Source organism: Mumia sp. ZJ1417, assembly GCF_014127285.1.
In the GTDB taxonomy this organism is placed as follows: domain Bacteria; phylum Actinomycetota; class Actinomycetes; order Propionibacteriales; family Nocardioidaceae; genus Mumia.
This window is the reverse complement of sequence record NZ_CP059901.1, coordinates 1021238-1037527: the sequence shown is the minus strand read 5'-3', so window position 1 is coordinate 1037527 and position 16290 is coordinate 1021238. Positions and strand designations below refer to the sequence as shown.

The 16290-nt window shown below is 71.1% G+C and carries 14 protein-coding genes; 8 read left to right on the top strand and 6 right to left on the bottom strand.

Translation table 11 applies throughout. From position 1 onward, the window contains the following. Positions 1-179: 179 nt before the first annotated feature. From H4N58_RS04990 to H4N58_RS04980, 3 genes are all read right to left on the bottom strand, one after another. Complete coding sequence (locus tag H4N58_RS04990) at positions 180-1376, bottom strand: acyl-CoA dehydrogenase family protein (protein WP_167248818.1); 1197 nt, start codon at positions 1374-1376, stop codon at positions 180-182. Between the two features lie 52 nt (positions 1377-1428). Further along, positions 1429-2397 (bottom strand): CoA ester lyase, encoded by a 969-nt coding sequence (locus tag H4N58_RS04985; protein ID WP_167001977.1) that lies wholly within the window; start codon positions 2395-2397, stop codon positions 1429-1431. Positions 2398-2503: 106 nt separating this feature from the next. After that, positions 2504-3382 (bottom strand): DMT family transporter, encoded by an 879-nt coding sequence (locus tag H4N58_RS04980; RefSeq protein ID WP_167248820.1) that lies wholly within the window; start codon positions 3380-3382, stop codon positions 2504-2506. Positions 3383-3460: 78 nt separating this feature from the next. Here H4N58_RS04980 and H4N58_RS04975 point away from each other — a divergent pair, with 78 nt between their 5' ends. The 7 genes from H4N58_RS04975 (at position 3461) to H4N58_RS04945 (ending at position 10628) form a co-directional block, all read left to right on the top strand. Beyond that, positions 3461-4015, top strand: a complete 555-nt coding sequence (locus tag H4N58_RS04975) for a hypothetical protein (RefSeq protein ID WP_167248822.1) — start codon at positions 3461-3463, stop codon at positions 4013-4015. Then, a complete protein-coding gene (locus H4N58_RS04970; protein WP_167248823.1) occupies positions 4012-6297 on the top strand; it encodes an FdhF/YdeP family oxidoreductase in 2286 nt (761 codons plus the stop codon). The genes H4N58_RS04975 and H4N58_RS04970 overlap by 4 nt, the downstream gene beginning before the upstream one ends. 94 nt (positions 6298-6391) lie before the next feature. Continuing rightward, positions 6392-7183, top strand: coding sequence for a hypothetical protein (locus tag H4N58_RS04965; RefSeq protein WP_167001969.1), 792 nt, complete (start codon positions 6392-6394; stop codon positions 7181-7183). A 102-nt stretch (positions 7184-7285) separates the two neighbouring features. Further along, positions 7286-8533 carry a magnesium transporter MgtE N-terminal domain-containing protein gene (locus tag H4N58_RS04960; protein ID WP_243842899.1) on the top strand — a complete coding sequence of 416 codons (1248 nt, stop codon included), beginning with the start codon at positions 7286-7288 and terminating at the stop codon, positions 8531-8533. Next, a complete protein-coding gene (locus H4N58_RS04955; RefSeq protein WP_167001967.1) occupies positions 8530-9075 on the top strand; it encodes a DUF1003 domain-containing protein in 546 nt (181 codons plus the stop codon). Before H4N58_RS04960 ends, H4N58_RS04955 begins: the two co-directional genes overlap by 4 nt. Before the next feature lie 28 nt (positions 9076-9103). Beyond that, positions 9104-10249 carry an Mrp/NBP35 family ATP-binding protein gene (locus H4N58_RS04950; protein WP_167001965.1) on the top strand — a complete coding sequence of 382 codons (1146 nt, stop codon included), beginning with the start codon at positions 9104-9106 and terminating at the stop codon, positions 10247-10249. 31 nt (positions 10250-10280) lie between these two features. Then, positions 10281-10628 carry a sec-independent translocase gene (locus H4N58_RS04945; RefSeq protein ID WP_167001963.1) on the top strand — a complete coding sequence of 116 codons (348 nt, stop codon included), beginning with the start codon at positions 10281-10283 and terminating at the stop codon, positions 10626-10628. Here H4N58_RS04945 and H4N58_RS04940 read toward each other — a convergent pair whose 3' ends face one another. After that, positions 10629-11984, bottom strand: a complete 1356-nt coding sequence (locus tag H4N58_RS04940; RefSeq protein WP_182397143.1) for a zf-HC2 domain-containing protein — start codon at positions 11982-11984, stop codon at positions 10629-10631. Continuing rightward, a complete protein-coding gene (sigE, locus tag H4N58_RS04935; protein WP_208322277.1) occupies positions 11984-12589 on the bottom strand; it encodes an RNA polymerase sigma factor SigE in 606 nt (201 codons plus the stop codon). The genes H4N58_RS04940 and sigE overlap by 1 nt, the downstream gene beginning before the upstream one ends. 205 nt (positions 12590-12794) lie before the next feature. Here sigE and H4N58_RS04930 point away from each other — a divergent pair, with 205 nt between their 5' ends. Then, the gene (locus tag H4N58_RS04930; protein WP_370465467.1) at positions 12795-13481 is read left to right on the top strand and encodes an O-methyltransferase; all 687 of its coding nucleotides are present in this window, start codon (positions 12795-12797) and stop codon (positions 13479-13481) included. A 7-nt stretch (positions 13482-13488) separates the two neighbouring features. Here H4N58_RS04930 and H4N58_RS04925 read toward each other — a convergent pair whose 3' ends face one another. Further along, entirely contained in the window at positions 13489-16239 is a 2751-nt protein-coding gene (locus H4N58_RS04925; protein WP_167248824.1) for an AAA family ATPase, read from the bottom strand. Positions 16240-16290: the final 51 nt, after the last annotated feature.

Here is a 16290-nt window from a genome sequence, read left to right as displayed (position 1 = left end):
CACCGTACGCAGCCGCGCCAGCACCCGTCGTACGGCGTCCACAGGCTCCTCGGCTACGACCCCTCGTTGGGGTACCCCAGCGAAACACCACTGCCCCCAGCGTGTGCGCTAGGGGCAGTGGCGTTGGCGTGGGGTACCCGAACGGAGGTACGGCCGGCGGGCCGCACACCGCGACGTGATCAGCGCTGCTGGTAGTCCTTCAGCAGGCTGCGACCGATGATCATCTTCTGGATGTCGCTCGTGCCCTCGCCGATCAGCATGAACGCCGCCTCGCGATAGAGGCGCTCGATCTCGTACTCCTTGGAGTAACCGTAGCCGCCGTGGATCCGGAACGACGCCTCGACGACCTCGTTGCAGTATTCCGAGGCGACCATCTTGGCCATGCCGGCCTCGACGTCGTTGCGCTCGCCGGCGTCCTTCTTGCGGGCGGCCCGCACGACCATCGCGTGCGCCGTCTCGACCTTCGTGCCCATCTCCGCGAGACGGAACAGGATCGCCTGGTGCTGCGCGATCGGCTTGCCGAAGGTCTCACGCTGCTGGGCGTACGCGATGCCGAGCTCGAAGGCACGGTTGGCGATGCCGACCGCACGGGCACCGACGTTCACACGGCCGACCTCGACGCCGTCCATCATCTGGTAGAAGCCCTTGCCGGGCTCGCCGCCGAGGATCTGGTCGGCCGCGATCTCGTGCTTGTCCAAGATCATCTCGGTCGTGTCGATGCCCTTGTAGCCCATCTTGTCGATCTTGCCCGGGATGGTGACACCCTGAGCCGTCTCGCCGAAGCCGGGCTCCTTCTCGATCAGGAACGTCGTCATGTTCTTGTAGACCGAGTCGGCACCTTCGTCGGTCTTGGTCAGCACCGCGACGAGGTTGGACGAGCCGCCGTTGGTGAGCCACATCTTCTGGCCGGTGATCGAGTACGACCCATCGGCCTGCTTGGTCGCCTTCGTCGAGACCGCCGAGACGTCCGAGCCCAGTGCCGGCTCCGACATCGAGAACGCCCCGCGCACCTCGCCCGTGGCCATCCGCGGCAGGTACTTGCTCTTCTGCTCCTCGGTGCCGTGCTGCACGAGCATGTACGCCACGATGAAGTGCGTGTTGATGACGCCCGACACGCTCATCCAGCCGCGGGCGATCTCCTCGACCACCAGCGCGTACGTCAGCAGCGACTCGCCGAGGCCCCCGTACTCCTCGGGGATCGTCAGCCCGAACAGCCCGAGCTCCTTGAGGCCGTCGACGATGGCCTGCGGGTACTCGTCCTTGTGCTCCAGCTCGGTGGCGACCGGGATGATCTCCTTGTCCACGAACTCGCGGACGGTCTTGAGGATCTCCTCCTGGACGTCGGTCAGACCGTCGGTGGTGACCAAGCGACCCATGTTCTTCTCTTCTCTGTCTCTCGTACGACGGCGGCTGAGGTGTCGTACGACCTCAGTCGGTCGGCGCTTCCCACGTGGTGGTGCGCTGCATGCCGGCAGCGCGTCCCTTGGCCGAGATCACGAGGGCCATCTTGCGCGAGGCCTCGTCGATCATCTCGTCGCCGAGCATCGCCGAGCCTTTCTTGCCGCCGGCCTCGGAGGTGAACCAGTCGTATGCGTCGAGGATGTTCTCGGCGTGGTCGTAGTCCTCCTGGCGGGGGCTGAAGACCTCGTTGGCGACGTCGACCTGGCCGGGGTGCAGGACCCACTTGCCGTCGAAGCCGAGCGCAGCCGCGCGCGACGCCACGCGGCGGTAGCCCTCGGTGTCGCGGATCTGGAGGTAAGGCCCGTCGATGGCCTGCTTGTCGTACGCCCGTGCCGCCATGAGGATGCTCATGAGGATGTGGTGGTAGGCGTCGCCGACGTCGTAGCCCGGGGGCTGCTCGCCCACGACGAGCGACTTCATGTTGATGCTCGCCATGAAGTCGGCGGGGCCGAAGATGATGGTCTCGACACGCGGCGACGCGGCGGCGATCGCGTTGACGTTGGTCAGGCCGAGCGCGTTCTCGATCTGCGCCTCGATGCCGATGCGGCCGACCTCGTAGCCCATCGTCTTCTCGATCTGCGTCAGCAGCGTGTCGAGCGCGACGACCTGCTCGGCCGTCTGCACCTTCGGCAGCATGATGCAGTCGAGGTTGGCGCCGGCGCCCTCGACGACCTCGATCACGTCGCGGTAGGTCCACTGGGTCGTCCAGTCGTTGACCCGCACCACGCGGACCTTGTCGCCCCAGCCACCCTCGTTGAGCGCGGCGACGATGTTCTTGCGGGCGTCGGGCTTGGCCAGCGGCGCGACCGCGTCCTCGATGTCGAGGAAGACCTGGTCGGCGGGCAGACCCTTGGCCTTCTCGAGGAAGCGCGGGTTCGAGCCGGGAACGGCGAGGCAGGAGCGGCGCGAGCGAAGCGCCTTGTTTTCGACGGACACGGGTCACCTCGGTGCAGCGGGGACGGGATCAGGCCTGACTGTACCTACGAGTAGTGTTAACGACTAGTAACATGCGTACGAGTGTGACCTGCTTCTCACGCCTGCCTCAGTCGGAGTCCGGGACGTCTGTACGACGCGGTGGCCGGCGCGTGACGACGACCGCGAGGCCGGCGAGGATCAGTCCCAGCCCCACGTAAACGCCCATCCCCGGCGCCTGTCCGAGCAGCGCCGCCGCGAGCAGGGCAGCGCCGGGCACCTCGAGCAGCAGGAGCAGCGAGACGAGCATCGGGCTCATCACAGCGAGCAGGTGGTTGATCACCGAGTGCCCGAGCAGCTGCGCGGTGACCGTGACCGCGATGATCCCGGCCCATGCTCCCGCCCCGAACCCCGTCAACGGCACTCCCCCGACGAGGCACGCCACCAGGAGAAGGACGGCGCAGACGCCGTAGCAGAGCAGCGTGTACGAGGTCGTCGTGAGCGTCTCGCGCGCCCGCGCCCCCGTCACGGTGTAGATCGCGGCGCTGAGCCCGCCGACCACGGCCAGCAGGTCGCCGACCAGCGCGTCCCGCGAGAGGGCCAGGTCGACTCCGGTGATCACGAGGACGCCCCCGAACGAGATCAGCAGCCCCAGGACGACGGTGAGCGGGATGCGCGTCCCGCGCAGCCGTCCGATCAGCGCGACCCAGCCGACCTGCATCGAGACCAGCGCCGTCGCCGCGGCGACGGACGTCAGCTTGAGCGCGCTGACCCACGTCGCGAAGTGCACGGCCAGCGCCACGCCCGCGAGGACGCAGGTTCGGACGTCGGCGCGGGTCAGCGACCGCAGCTCGCGCCGGTTCCGGGTGGCGGCCACCGGGAGCAGGACGACCTCGGCCAGCGCGTTGCGCCAGAACGCGATCGCGAGCGCCGGCGCCTGTGTCCCGGCCATCAGGGGGCCGGACAGGGAGACGCCGAGCACGGCGACCGTGGCCAGGAGGACGTTCACGTCCGCAGTATGCGCTGCCGTACGGGCCCGTGGGTCGAAGCCCTGTGTCCCGGCGGAGAGAGGCCTATGCTGGCGCTCATGGACCCCGCCGAGCCGTCCGACGAAGAGTTCGACGCCCTCTTTCGCAGGGCGTTCGTCGCCGAGGTCGCCAAGAAGTCGGGCCTGATGTGGATCGTGTACGACGGCACGTGGCACCCCGTCTGGCACGCGTGGCTCGAGGACGCGGCGTGCGTCGTGGCCGGTGGTGACGAGCAGCCGCTCCCGGGGATCAAAGAACAGCCCGACGTCGTGCTCGACCTGCGGGCGAAGTCGACGCGCGCCCAGGTCGCCCAGGTCCGCGCGACAATCGAGGTCATCGACCCGGAGCACCCCGACTGGGTCGAGGTGACGGCGCTGCTGGCCTCGGAGCGGCTCAACCTCTTCGAGCCCGACGAGGCGGTCGCGCGCTGGGCCCGCGAGTGCGTCGTCGTCCGTCTCCGCCCGACGGACCTCCTCGCGTCGCCCGGCCATCTCGGACACTCCGACCAGCGCCAGCAGCCGCTCGAGTCCCCTGCCCGTACGGTCCGCGGGCGCCCGTTCGCGCTCCACCGCCAGCGCCGCGCCCCGCACCTGTCGCCCCGGAGCGAGTCGTGAGCGAGCCACCGGCACCCGAGCCAGACCTGGAGGTCAGCCACCCCAAGCACGCCGCCGCCGGGGTCACGGGTGTCGCCGTCGCGCTCGACCGTGCCGTCCGCGCCATGGGGCCGGTCCGCGCGACGAAGACGCTGCGCCGTCTCAACCAGGTCGGCGGCTTCGACTGCCCGAGCTGTGCGTGGCCCGACCCGGAGCACCGCTCGGTCGCGGAGTTCTGCGAGAACGGCGCAAAGGCGGTCGCCGAGGAGGCCACCCGGGCCCGCGCGACGCCGGACTTCTTCGCGCGCCACTCGATCGCCGACCTCGACGCCCACGACGAGCTGTGGCTGGGTCAGCAGGGCCGCCTCACGCACCCGATGGTGAAGCGCCCGGGCGCGACGCACTACGAGCCGATCGGCTGGCACGACGCGTTCGCGCTGGTCGCCGACCATCTGAACGCGCTCGACTCCCCCGACCAGGCGGCGTTCTACACCTCGGGGCGCGCCTCCAACGAGGCCGCGTACTCCTACCAGCTCTTCATCCGCGCCTTCGGCACCAACAACCTCCCCGACTGCTCCAACATGTGCCACGAGTCGACGAGCGTGGCGCTGCTCGAGACGATCGGCATCGGCAAGGGCAGCGTGCAGCTGCGCGACCTGTACGACGCGAAGCTGATCGTGGTCGCCGGCCAGAACCCCGGCACCAACCATCCCCGCATGCTGTCGGCCCTGGAGACCGCCAAGCGGCGTGGCGCCAAGATCCTCAGCATCAACCCGTTGCGCGAGACCGGGCTGGTCGCCTTCAAGAACCCCCAGAAGCCCCGTGGTGTCGTCGGCTCCGGGACGCCGCTGGCCGACCTGCACCTGCCCGTACGAGTCAACGGCGACCTCGCGCTGCTCCAGGCGATCGGCGCGCTGCTCGTGGAGTGGGACGCGATCGACCATGTGTTCGTCGCGCAGCACACGACCGGGTACGCCGCGTGGGCCGCGCACGTCAGCGCGGTCGACTGGGACGTCGTCGAGGTGGCGACCGGCCTGTCGCGCGCGCAGATCACCGAGGCCGCCCAGATGCTGCGCGAGTCGGACGCGACGATCTGGTGCTGGGCGATGGGTCTGACCCAGCACCGCAACGCGGTCGCCACGATCAAGGAGGTCGTCAACATCGCGCTCGTCCGCGGCGACCTCGGGCGGCGCGGCGCCGGGCTCTGCCCCGTACGCGGCCACTCGAACGTCCAGGGCGACCGTTCCATGGGCATCTGGGAGCGCCCGCCGCAGCACTTCCTCGACGCGCTCGCGGCCGAGTACGACTTCGCGCCGCCCCGCGAGCCCGGCTACGACACCGTCGACACCATCCGCGCGATGCGCGACGGCCTGGTCTCGGTCTTCGTCGCGCTCGGCGGCAACTTCGTCCACGCCGCTCCGGACACCGACGTGACCGCGGACGCGCTGCGCCGTACCGACCTGACCGTCCACGTCGCCACCAAGCTCAACCGCTCGCACCTCGTGTGCGGGCGGACCGCGCTGATCCTGCCGACGCTCGGCCGTACCGAGATCGACCGCCGGCCGTCCGGTGAACAGCACGTGACCGTCGAGGACTCGATGTCGGTCGTGCACTCCTCCCGCGGCAACCTGGAGCCGGCAAGCGAGATGCTCCTGTCCGAGACGGCGATCGTCTCGCACCTGGCCGAGGAGACGCTGTCGCGCCGCGCGTCGGCGCCGGTGATCCCGTGGGCGCAGATGCGCGACGACTACACCGTGGTGCGCCAGCACATCGCGCGCGTCGTGCCGGGGTGTGCGGGGTACGACGTCAACACCGAGCGTCAGGGCGGCTTCGTCATGCCGCACCCGCCGCGCGACTCGCTGACGTTCGCGACCCGTGAGCGCGCTGCGGTGCTCACCGTGTCGCCGATCGAGGTGCTGCACGTGCCCGACGGTCACCTGCTCCTGCAGACGCTGCGCAGCCACGACCAGTTCAACACGACGATCTATGGGCTGTCCGACCGCTACCGCGGCATCGAGGGTGGTCGCCGAGTGGTGTTCGTGCACCGCGAGGACCTCGCCGCGCAGGCCCTGGACGACGGCGCGGTCGTCGACGTCGTCTCGGTCTGGTCGGACGGGTCGACCCGCCGCGTCACGGACTTCAGGACGGTCGCGTACGACGTGCCGCGTGGCACCGCCGCGGCGTACTACCCGGAGACGAACCCGCTCGTCCCGCTCGACTCCGTCGCCCTCGGCTCCAACACCCCGACATCGAAGTCCGTCGTGGTCCGTCTCGAACCCCTGGGTTCCGCCCGCACTCGTTGAAGCCTCTACCACCAAGAAGTGGGTTCGACCTGCACCTTTCATGGGTTATGTTGCTGTCGCACTATTCGTCTTGCCCCAGGAAGGCACCCCCTCTGTGAAGACCCTCCTCAAGAGCGCCGCGGTCACCATGACCGGCGCCGCGCTCGTCTTCTCGGGCGCCCTGCTCGCGCCGGCGTCCGCTGCGATCGACATCACCCCGCAGTCGGCCAACGCGCGGTCGGCCGCAGGCCCGCTCGACATCTCTCGGATCAACGTCGGCTACAGCTACGGTGGCTCGGCGATCAACGCCTCGACCAAGACCGTCAAGGTTGGCACCGTGGGCCAGGTCGTCAACGGCGCCCTGCTGGGCCAGTACGGCAACGCCAAGGTCTACGCCGACGTCTACCGCGGCTCGACCAAGCTGCAGAGCAACCTCCAGATCGCGTACGTCTCGTCCTCGGGCTACACGTGGGCCGAGACCTCGTTCTCGTTCCGCAACGGATGGGGCCGCGGCGCGTTCCGCATCGCCAACGTCCGGGTCACCTGGTACGACGGCACGAACACCTACACGGCGACCGATCCGAGCGTCGCCGGCGGCGGTTTCGCGATCAAGTCCGACCTCCGCGCGTCGGGCAACATCCGCAGCTGGTCCAACTCCAGCCGCAAGGTCGCCAAGATCACGCTGAAGAAGTACAACACCAACGGCAAGTGGGGCCGCTACAAGACCAAGGTCGTCCTGCAGCGCAAGGCCGGCGGCAAGTGGAAGAAGGTCAAGACCCTCAAGCTCAACCGCAAGGGCAAGGTGACCTACTCCTTCCGCAGCTCGAAGCGCTACAAGTACCGCTTCGTCGTCAAGGGAACGCGCACCACCTCGGCCGGTATCTTCACCACCAGCGGCAAGAGCTGATCTCGCGCTCACCCGGCAGCATCCGACGCCCCGTCACCGCACTGCGGTGGCGGGGTGTCGTACGTGCGCGGGTGAGGGGGCTTCCGGGTCTAGGCTGACCCCGTGACCTCGACGAGCCGCATCTTCCTCGCCAGGCTGGCCGGGCACGCCGTCTTCGACCCCGCGGGGGACCAGGTGGGCAAGCTGCGCGACGTCGTCGTCACGCAGCGCAGCGCCGGCCGGCTCCCCCGAGTGCTGGGGCTGGTGATCGAGGTGCTCGGCCGTCGACGCGTGTTCCTGCCGATGACCCGCGTGACGTCCCTCGAGGGTGGCCAGATCATCACGACGGGCGTGCTGAACCTCCGGCGGTTCGAGCAACGCCAGACCGAGACGCTCGTGTTCGGCGAGCTGTTCGACCGTACGGTCCGCGTGCCGTCGCAGGAGCTCGAGGGCATCGTGTACGACGTCGCGATGGAGCAGGACCGCACCCACGACTGGTATCTCACCGACGTCGCGGTCCGCGAGCGCTCCAAGAGGTTCAGCCGCCGGGGCCACGGGGTCGTCGTGGCCTGGAACGACGTGGCCGACCTCGCGGGCGAGCAGCCGTCCCAGGGGGCCACTCACCTGCTCGCGACGATGGACACGATGCGCCCCGCTGACCTCGCCAACGCGCTGCGCGAGCTCCCGATCCAGCGCCGCACGCAGATCGCCGCCGAGCTCGACGACGAGAGGCTCGCCGACGTCCTCGAGGAGATGCCCGAGGTCGCCCAGGTCGAGATCCTCGGACGCCTCGATCCCGAGCGCGCCGCGGACGTCCTCGAGGAGATGTCGCCCGACGACGCCGCCGACGTCATCGCCGAGCTCCCGCTCGCGACGGCCGAGGAGCTCCTCGCGCTCATGGAGCCCGAGGAGGCCGACGACGTACGCCGCCTCATGGTCTACGAGGAGGGCACGGCCGGTGGTCTGATGACCTCCGACGCCGTGATCCTGCCGCCGGACGCGACGCTGGCCGAGTGCCTGGCCCGCATCCGCGAGCCCGAGCTGTCGCCGTCGCTGGCCGCGCTCGTGTACGTCGCCCGTCCTCCGGTCGAGACGCCGACCGGGCGGTTCCTCGGGATCGTGCACTTCCAGCACCTGCTCCGCGAGCCCCCGTCGTCGCTGGTCGGTTCGATCGCCGTCAACGACATCGACTGGCCGCGTCCCGACACCTCCTTGCACGAGGTCGCCCGCATCCTCGCCACGTACAACCTCGTCGCCTGCCCGGTCGTCGACGAGTCCCAGCACCTGGTCGGCGCGATCACCGTCGACGACGTCCTCGACGAGCTGCTGCCCGAAGGCTGGCGCGACCACGAGTCCGAGGTGGCGCGATGAGCGACCGCGACGACCGCCGCGTCCGTCTCGACCAGCCCCGCGAGGCCGGCCGGGGCTGGCGGCGCGAGGGCCGTCGCCGGATGGACGCGGAGTCGTTCGGCAAGTTCGCCGAGGGCTTCGCGCGGTTCATGGGGACGGCGACGTTCATCGCCTGGATGACCGTCTTCGTCGCCGCCTGGTTCCTCTGGAACACGCTGGCTCCCGACGATCTGCGCTTCGACCCGTTCCCGTTCATCTTCCTCACGCTGATGCTGTCGCTCCAGGCCTCGTACGCGGCCCCGCTCATCCTGCTCGCCCAGAACCGGCAGGAGGCCCGTGACCGGGTCACCCAGGAGCAGGACCGCGAGCAGACCGCTCGTGCGCACGCCGATATGCAGTTCCTCGCCCGCGAGGTCGCGAGCCTGCGGCTGGCGCTGGGCGAGGTGGCGACGCGCGACTTCATGCGCTCGGAGCTGCGCGGGCTGGTCAGCGACATCGAGGAGCGCCTCGCGGGGCCCGAGGACGAGCAGGCCGACGGCCAGGTCGACCCGACGCCGAGGTGACTTCCCCCACGCACGTAGCATCGATGTCATGGCCGTAGAGACCGTCGTGAACCCGGACGCCGTCAACGACGCGCTGTCCACCGTCAACGACCCCGAGATCCGCCGTCCGATCACCGAGATCGGCATGGTCGAAGGCGTCGACATCGACGGCGGCAACGTCATCGTGCACCTGCTGCTCACGGTCGCCGGCTGTCCGCTCAAGGACACCCTCACGCGTGACGTCACCGCCGCGGTCATGAAGGTCGCCGGCGTCACCGACGTCGTCGTCGACATGGGCGTGATGAACGACGAGCAGCGCAAGAACCTGCAAGAGGTGCTGCGCGGCGGCCAGACGCAGCGCGAGATCCCCTTCGCCAAACCGGGCTCGCTCACCAAGGTGTACGCGATCGCCTCCGGCAAGGGCGGCGTCGGCAAGTCTTCGGTCACCGTCAGCCTCGCCGCGGCGCTGGCTGCGCAGGGCCTCAAGGTCGGCATCGTGGACGCCGACATCTATGGCCACTCGATCCCCGACATGCTCGGCGTCGGCGACGCCCGTCCGACCCAGGTCGAGGACATGATCATGCCCGTCCCGGTCCGCGGGATGCTGGTGATGAGCATCGGCATGCTCAAGCCCCGCAAGGACCAGGTCGTCGCGTGGCGTGGCCCGATGCTCGACCGCGCACTTGTCCAGATGCTCTCCGACGTCTACTGGGGCGACCTCGACGCGCTGCTGCTGGACCTGCCTCCGGGCACCGGTGACATGGCGATCAGCCTCGGCCAGCACCTGCCGAACGCCGAGGTCGTCGTCGTCACCACCCCGCAGGACGCCGCCGCCTCGGTGGCCGAGCGCGCGGGCACGATGGCCTCGATGATGCACCAGCGCGTCGTCGGCGTCGTCGAGAACATGTCGTGGCTCGAGCTCCCCAACGGCGAGCGCATGGAGGTCTTCGGCTCCGGTGGCGGCCAGAAGGTCGCCACGACGCTGAGCCAGCGCCTGGGGTACGACGTGCCGCTTCTCGGCCAGATCCCCCTCGACGAGCAGATGCGGGTCGGCGGAGACGCCGGCGTGCCGATCGTCGACTCGGCCCCGCAGAGCCCCGCAGGCAAGGCGCTCACGCAGATCGCGTCGACATTGTCGGGCCGTACACGCGGTCTTGCCGGCATGCAGCTCGGGCTCGCGCCGACCGGTCGCTGACCGTACGCCTCATCGCGGCTAGGCTTCGCGCATGTTCAGCGACATCGGCGTAGCGGAGATCCTCGTGATCGCCATCGTCGCGATCGTGGTGTTCGGGCCCGACCGCTTGCCCGACTTTGCACGGCAGCTCGGACGCTTCGTCCGTACGGTCCGCCAGATGGCCGACAACGCGAAGTCCGACCTCCAGCGCGAGATGGGCGATGACTTCACGACGCTGCGCGACGAGCTCAAGGGCCTCGACCCGCGCGAGATGGTCAAAGGGGCAGTCGACGACGACGAGTCGGCAACCCCGTCGGCCCCGTCAGGAACGACGGCGTCGCCGGCCCAGAAGCGTCTCGAGCCGGGCGAGCCGCCGCCGTTCGACGTCGACGCGACCTGATCAGCGCGTCGGGCTCTCGCCCGGGGTCACCCAGGACGTGAGCCGGGCCAGCCCTGTACGGACGCGGTCGAGCGCGCCGTCTCGACGCGGCTGCTGAGGCAGGTGGTCGAACGCCTCGCGGAGGCGGTCGACAGGGCCGTCGGTGACGACCGTGAAGACGATGCCCTGCGAGTCCCAGGTGGCGACCGACGGCGTCCCCGGCCGGACCCACACCGACGTCCCTGCGACGTTCCTGTGCTGGAATCCCGCGGTGGCGCTGTCGTCGAGCGCGCCGTTCTGCTCATAGACCGTGAGGGTCGAGACGCCGTCCGTGTAGGTGAGAGCGATCGCCTTGTCGCCGGCGAGATCGACCCAGCGGGCGGAGACGCGCTCGAGCGCGGTGCCGAGCCGGTCGTGGCACGGCCACCCGACCGAGGCGAGCTCGTGGATCGTGGCCGCATCAATCCGATCGGCGAGGGACGCCCTCATCGGCGTCCCGTCGACGGCGCTCTCGCCGGAAGCCGCCTCGCGGGACGCCTGCGCGTCGGAAGCATCCTCGACGACGGAGTCCACCGACGCCGGGATCGCCGGCATGGCGGCCTGCACGCCCGTCTCTCGCGAGACGGGCAAGATCGCGCGCAGCGCCGCGTCGTCGCGCGCCGACTGCGCGTAGCGCACGACCCGCTGGAGCCGCCCCTCGACATCGTCGAGGATGTACGAGGCGATGCGGTGGCCGGCAGAAGCAACGACCACCTCGGTGCGCCCGGGCACGTCCGACGGCGCGACGGACAGGTCGTAGCGGTGGGCCAGGAGGCGGACGCTGACCGCGGACCCCAGCGCCTGCTCGAGGAGCGAGACCGCCTCGGCGGAATCGGTGCTCGCCGGAGCGATCGCATGCCCCGGGGCGATCGCCAGGGAGACCTCCGTGCCGGGGTCGGTCGCGGAGGAGCGGACAGTCTGCTGGACGGGATCGGCCTCGCCGCGGAACTGCGCGACGAACCGGTCGACCGGTGGCAGGACGGTGTCCACGGGAGCGTGGGGCGCGCCCACGACGTAGGCGAGCCCGACCAGCACGGCCGAGGCGCCGGACGCGGCGATCGACGCCCGCAGGAGGGCGTGGTCGAAGAGCAGGTGCAGGCGTGAGGGGGGCGCGGCCGCAGCGAGGCGCGTCGGGTCGGACAGCGCCGACAGCAGGCTCGTGGACGGCGTCGGCGCAGCCGCCCCGAGCCCGGTCATCCGGCGCTTGAGCGTGCGCTGGGCGAGCACGGCCTCGCGGCACGCCTCGCAGGCCGCGAGGTGGTCCTGGGCACGCTCCGCCTCGTCGGGGGGCAGCTGCCCGTCGACGAAGGCGGCGACGCGATCTCCCAGGTGTGCCATCAGCGCGGCGCCACCACCGGGTCAAGAGGGCCGGCGAACCGGGTCCGGGAGCCGGACGGCGCGCGGTGCTCGAGGGAGACGCGCAACTGCTTGCGCCCGCGGTGGATGCGGGAGCGGACGGTCCCGAGCTTGACCCCGAGGACGTCGGCGATCTCCTCGTACGACAGTCCTTCGATGTCGCAGAGGACAACGGCGACGCGGAACTCGTCGGGCAGCGCCGCCAGGGCGCCCTCCACGTCGGCGTCGAGCGTCGCGTCGTTCCAGACCCGCTCGGGCGAGGGGTCGGCAGCTGTCAGGCGCTCCTCGGCGCCCTCGGCGAAGCGGTCGAAGCGGAACTTCGACTTCCGGCGGACGCGGTCGAGGAACAGGTTCGTCGTGATGCGGTGGATCCAACCCTCGAAGGAGCCGGGCTTGAACGACTCGAGGGAGCGGAACACACGGATGAAGACCTCTTGGGTGAGGTCCTCGGCGTCGTGCTGGTTGCCGGTGAGGCGGTAGGCGAGCCGGAAGACACGCGCGGAGTGCTGCTCCACGATCTCTTCCCAGGTGCCGACGCCCCCGTCGTTCGAGGGCTGGGTGTCGGCGGGCTGCGTGGTCGTGCCCATCGTCTGACGACCTCCTGTGTTGGTCGGACCCTGATCGTCTCCCAACAATCTGAGACAACGATGAGACGGCCCTGGAGGTTCCCTATGACGCCGATCCGCTCTTCTGCGGCCCGACGTGGCGCATCTCACACGCCGTCGGAGCGCGGGACGCCACGTCTGTCGTTCCGGTCCACGGTGCCCGGCCGGACCGTCCTGATGCCCTAGGCTGTGGCGCAGTGCCGGGTGTCCCGGCGTCCGAGAGGAGTTCGTCATCGCCACCGCGATCACACCGCAGAGCTGGCTTTACGCCGAGGAGTTCGTCATCGAGGACGAGCACCTGCTCAACGCTCGCGCGCGTGCGGACGAGGTCGGCGTCGCCCCGATCGGACCGGGCGGAGGCGCCGCTCTGCGGCTGCTCGCCTCCGTCTCCGGCGCCGGAGCCGTCGTCGAGGTCGGGACCGGCACGGGGGTCTCCGGTCTCTGGCTGCTGCGCGGGATGCGCCCTGATGGCGTCCTCACCTCGGTGGACCGCGAGGCCGAGCACCAGCGTCTGGCTCGTGCCACGCTGACCGAGGCAGGCATCGCTCCCAACCGCTTCCGACTCATCTCCGGCTCCGCGCTCGACGTGCTGCCCCGGCTCGCCGATGGCGGCTACGACCTGGTGTTCGTCGACGCCGACAAGCGCGACTACCCGCTCTTCGTCGAGGAGGCGGTACGCCTGCTGCGCCCCGGTGGCGTGCTGGCGTTCGACAACGCGCTCTGGCACGACCGCGTCGCCGATCCGGCGCGTCGCGACGAGGACACGGTGGCCATCCGCGAGCTCGGCAAGGCGCTGCTCGACGACGAGCGGTTCCTCCCGGCGCTGCTGCCGGTGGGCGACGGTCTGCTCGTCGCCCAGCGACGCGCGAGCTGAGCCACCCTCACTGCCGCAGCTCGGCGTCCTCACTGAGCCGTTCGGCCAGCTCGGCGCGCGAGGAGATCCCGAGCTTGATGTAGACGTGCCGCAGGTGGTACTCGACGGTCTTGGGGCTCAGGAAGAGCGCCGCGGCCGCCTTTCTCGTCGTCCGTCCGTCGCCCAGCAACCGGGCCACTTGCAGCTCCTGGGGCGTCAGCGGCTGCTCGGCCCCGACCGCGCGGCGCTGCGCGCGCTCCCCTGTGGCCGCGAGCTCGGCCGACGCCTGCTCGGCCCACGGGGCGGCCGTGAGGCGGTCGAAGGTGTCGAGCGCCTCGCGCAGGACCGTCCGAGCCTCGGTCCGCCGCCGCGCGCGCCGCAGGTAAGCCCCGTACGCCAGCTGGGTCCGGGCCCGCTCGTACGTGTCGGGGCTGTGGGCATGCTGCGCCAGCGCGGCCTCGTACCGCTCCTCGGGGTCGATCCCGACGAGCGCGACCGCCCGGTGTGCGCGGGCCTGCGACCAGGGCTGGCCCTTGGCGTCGGCGAGCGCCTCGAACGCGACCGCTTCCGCGTGCGCGGCGCCGACCTCGCCCACCCGCAGGAGGCAGTCCACGAGCTCGGGCGCCGGTGACAGGTCGGCATCGTCGACGCCGAGGTGCCGTACGAGGGACTGCTGGTCGCGGTAGGAGGTGACGGCGTCGTCGTACCGGCCGAGGCCCGCGGCGAGGTCGCCCCACGCGAACCGCAGCCACGTACGACCAAAGTTGAGCCGGCTGCGCACGCACTGGCGTTCGGCCTCCTCCGCCTCCGCCCGCATCTCGTCCTCACGACCGCGACGGGCGAGCAGCCAGGCGAGGCCCGCGTGGGAGATCGCCTCGTCGGTGCGCTGGCCGGACTCGCGGGCGAGGGCGATCGCCTCGCGGTACGCCGCCTCCGCCGAGGTCCAGCGGTCGGTCGCCGCGTCGTCGCGCGCCGCGTGGAACAGCAGGAAGGGCAACGTTCCTGCGGCCGCCTGCTCGCGCGCGTCGGTCACGACCGCCTCCACCAGCGCCCTCGCCTCGCCCGACTCGCGCAGCCACATCGGGCCGAGCAGCACCCAGGCCCGCCAGCGCGGGTCGTCGACGAGGTCACCGGTGCCCGACGCCGACACGGCCCGCCGAATCCGCTCGGCTCCTGCGTCTCCCTCGCCGATGATCACGCGGCCGATGCCCGCGGCGAGGTCACCGAGGATCCGGCTGCGTGGATGCTCGGTCCTGTCCTGGTAGGCGTCGAGCCGCGTGAGGACGGTACGGACGGCCGCCGCATCGCCCAGGTAGACGCAGGCGTACACCGCCTCGGCGAGCAGGAGCACCGCCAGATCGGGGTCGTCGGCAGAGATCGGGAGCGACGCCTCGAGCAGGAGGTCACGCGCCTCGACGAGCGAGCCGCACCTCGCGCTGACCACGCCGCGCAGCGCGAGGGCCCGGCGTCGCGCCTGCTCGTCCGGCGCCGCGGCGACCGCCTCACCGAAGATCTCGAGCGCGCGGTCCGCGAGGCCGCCGAGCCAGGCGTGCTCCCCCGCCAGCGTGAGGCGCCGGGCGCGCTCGCCCGCATCGGCGCTCGCGTGCGCCGCACGCTCGCCCCAGCCCGAGGCGACCGCGTACGCGCGCCTGCGGGCCGCTGAGGCGGTCGCCTCGTCGAGCACCGTCGCCGCGTCCGTGTCGGCCCCGATCGTCGACGCGGAGATGTGGAGCGCGCGCCGGTCGAGATCACCGGCGGGCAGCACCTCCGCGAGGGTGCGGTGGAGGCGACGCCGCAACGCAGGGGCGGTCGCCTGCACGAGCGACGCCCGCATCAGGGGATGGAGAAACCGGACCCGGCCGGGCTCCACCTCGACCAGCTCGGCCTCCTCGGCCTCGGCGAGGCGGTCGAGGTCGCTCCCTGCCGCCGCGCATGCTCTCCCGACGGTCGCGAGGTCGAGGTCACCCGCGAGCGCGGCGACGGTCAGCGCGGTCCGTGCGGGAGGGCTCAGAGCGTCCAGCCGGCCCGTGAAGGCCTGCTCGATGAGCCGCGGCACCGGCACCGCACCGAGGTCTCGCGCCAGCAGGTCGGGGCGGCGGGCCATCTCGAGCGCCGCCAACGGGTTGCCGCCGCTGACGACGTGCAGCCGGTCGACCTGCGTGGACGACAGCCCGCGCGGGGCGACGAGCGTACGGCACTCGTCGTGCGTCAGGCCGCCCAGGTCGAGCCGGTCGAGATCGGCCACGAGCTCGTCGACCCCTTCGCCGGGCCGTGCCGCGAGGACGACCGCGACGGAGTCGGTGAGGAGGCGGCGTGCGGCGAACAGGATCGCGTCGACCGACGGCCGGTCGAGGTGGTGCAGGTCGTCCACGAGCAGCAGCAGCGGGTGGTCCTCGGCCGCACGGCTCACCAGCCCCAGGGTCGCCGCGGAGACCGCGAACCTCTCGCCCGGGCCCGCCGGCCCGTTGCCCCGCTCCCCGGGCTGGAGGGCGAGCGCCTGCGCGAGCGCGTCGGCCTGCACCGCCGGCAGCGTGTCGAGGTGGCCGAGCACCGGACGGAGCAGTTGCGCCAGCCCGGCGAACGGCAGGTCGCGCTCCGGCTCGGCGCCAGCGGCCGCGAGGACGTGCAGATCGGCGGCGGTCTCACGCGTCTGGTCGAGCAGCGTCGACTTGCCGATCCCCGCCTCTCCGAGGACGACGAGGACACCGCTGGACCCGCGCCGAGCGCGCGCCAGCAGGTCCGCGATCGCGGCCGACTCCCGCGCTCGTCCGACGAGCATGCTCCGAGGCTAGCCATCCGCGAGGCCGTGCCGGGCCGGTTTGGGACCAGG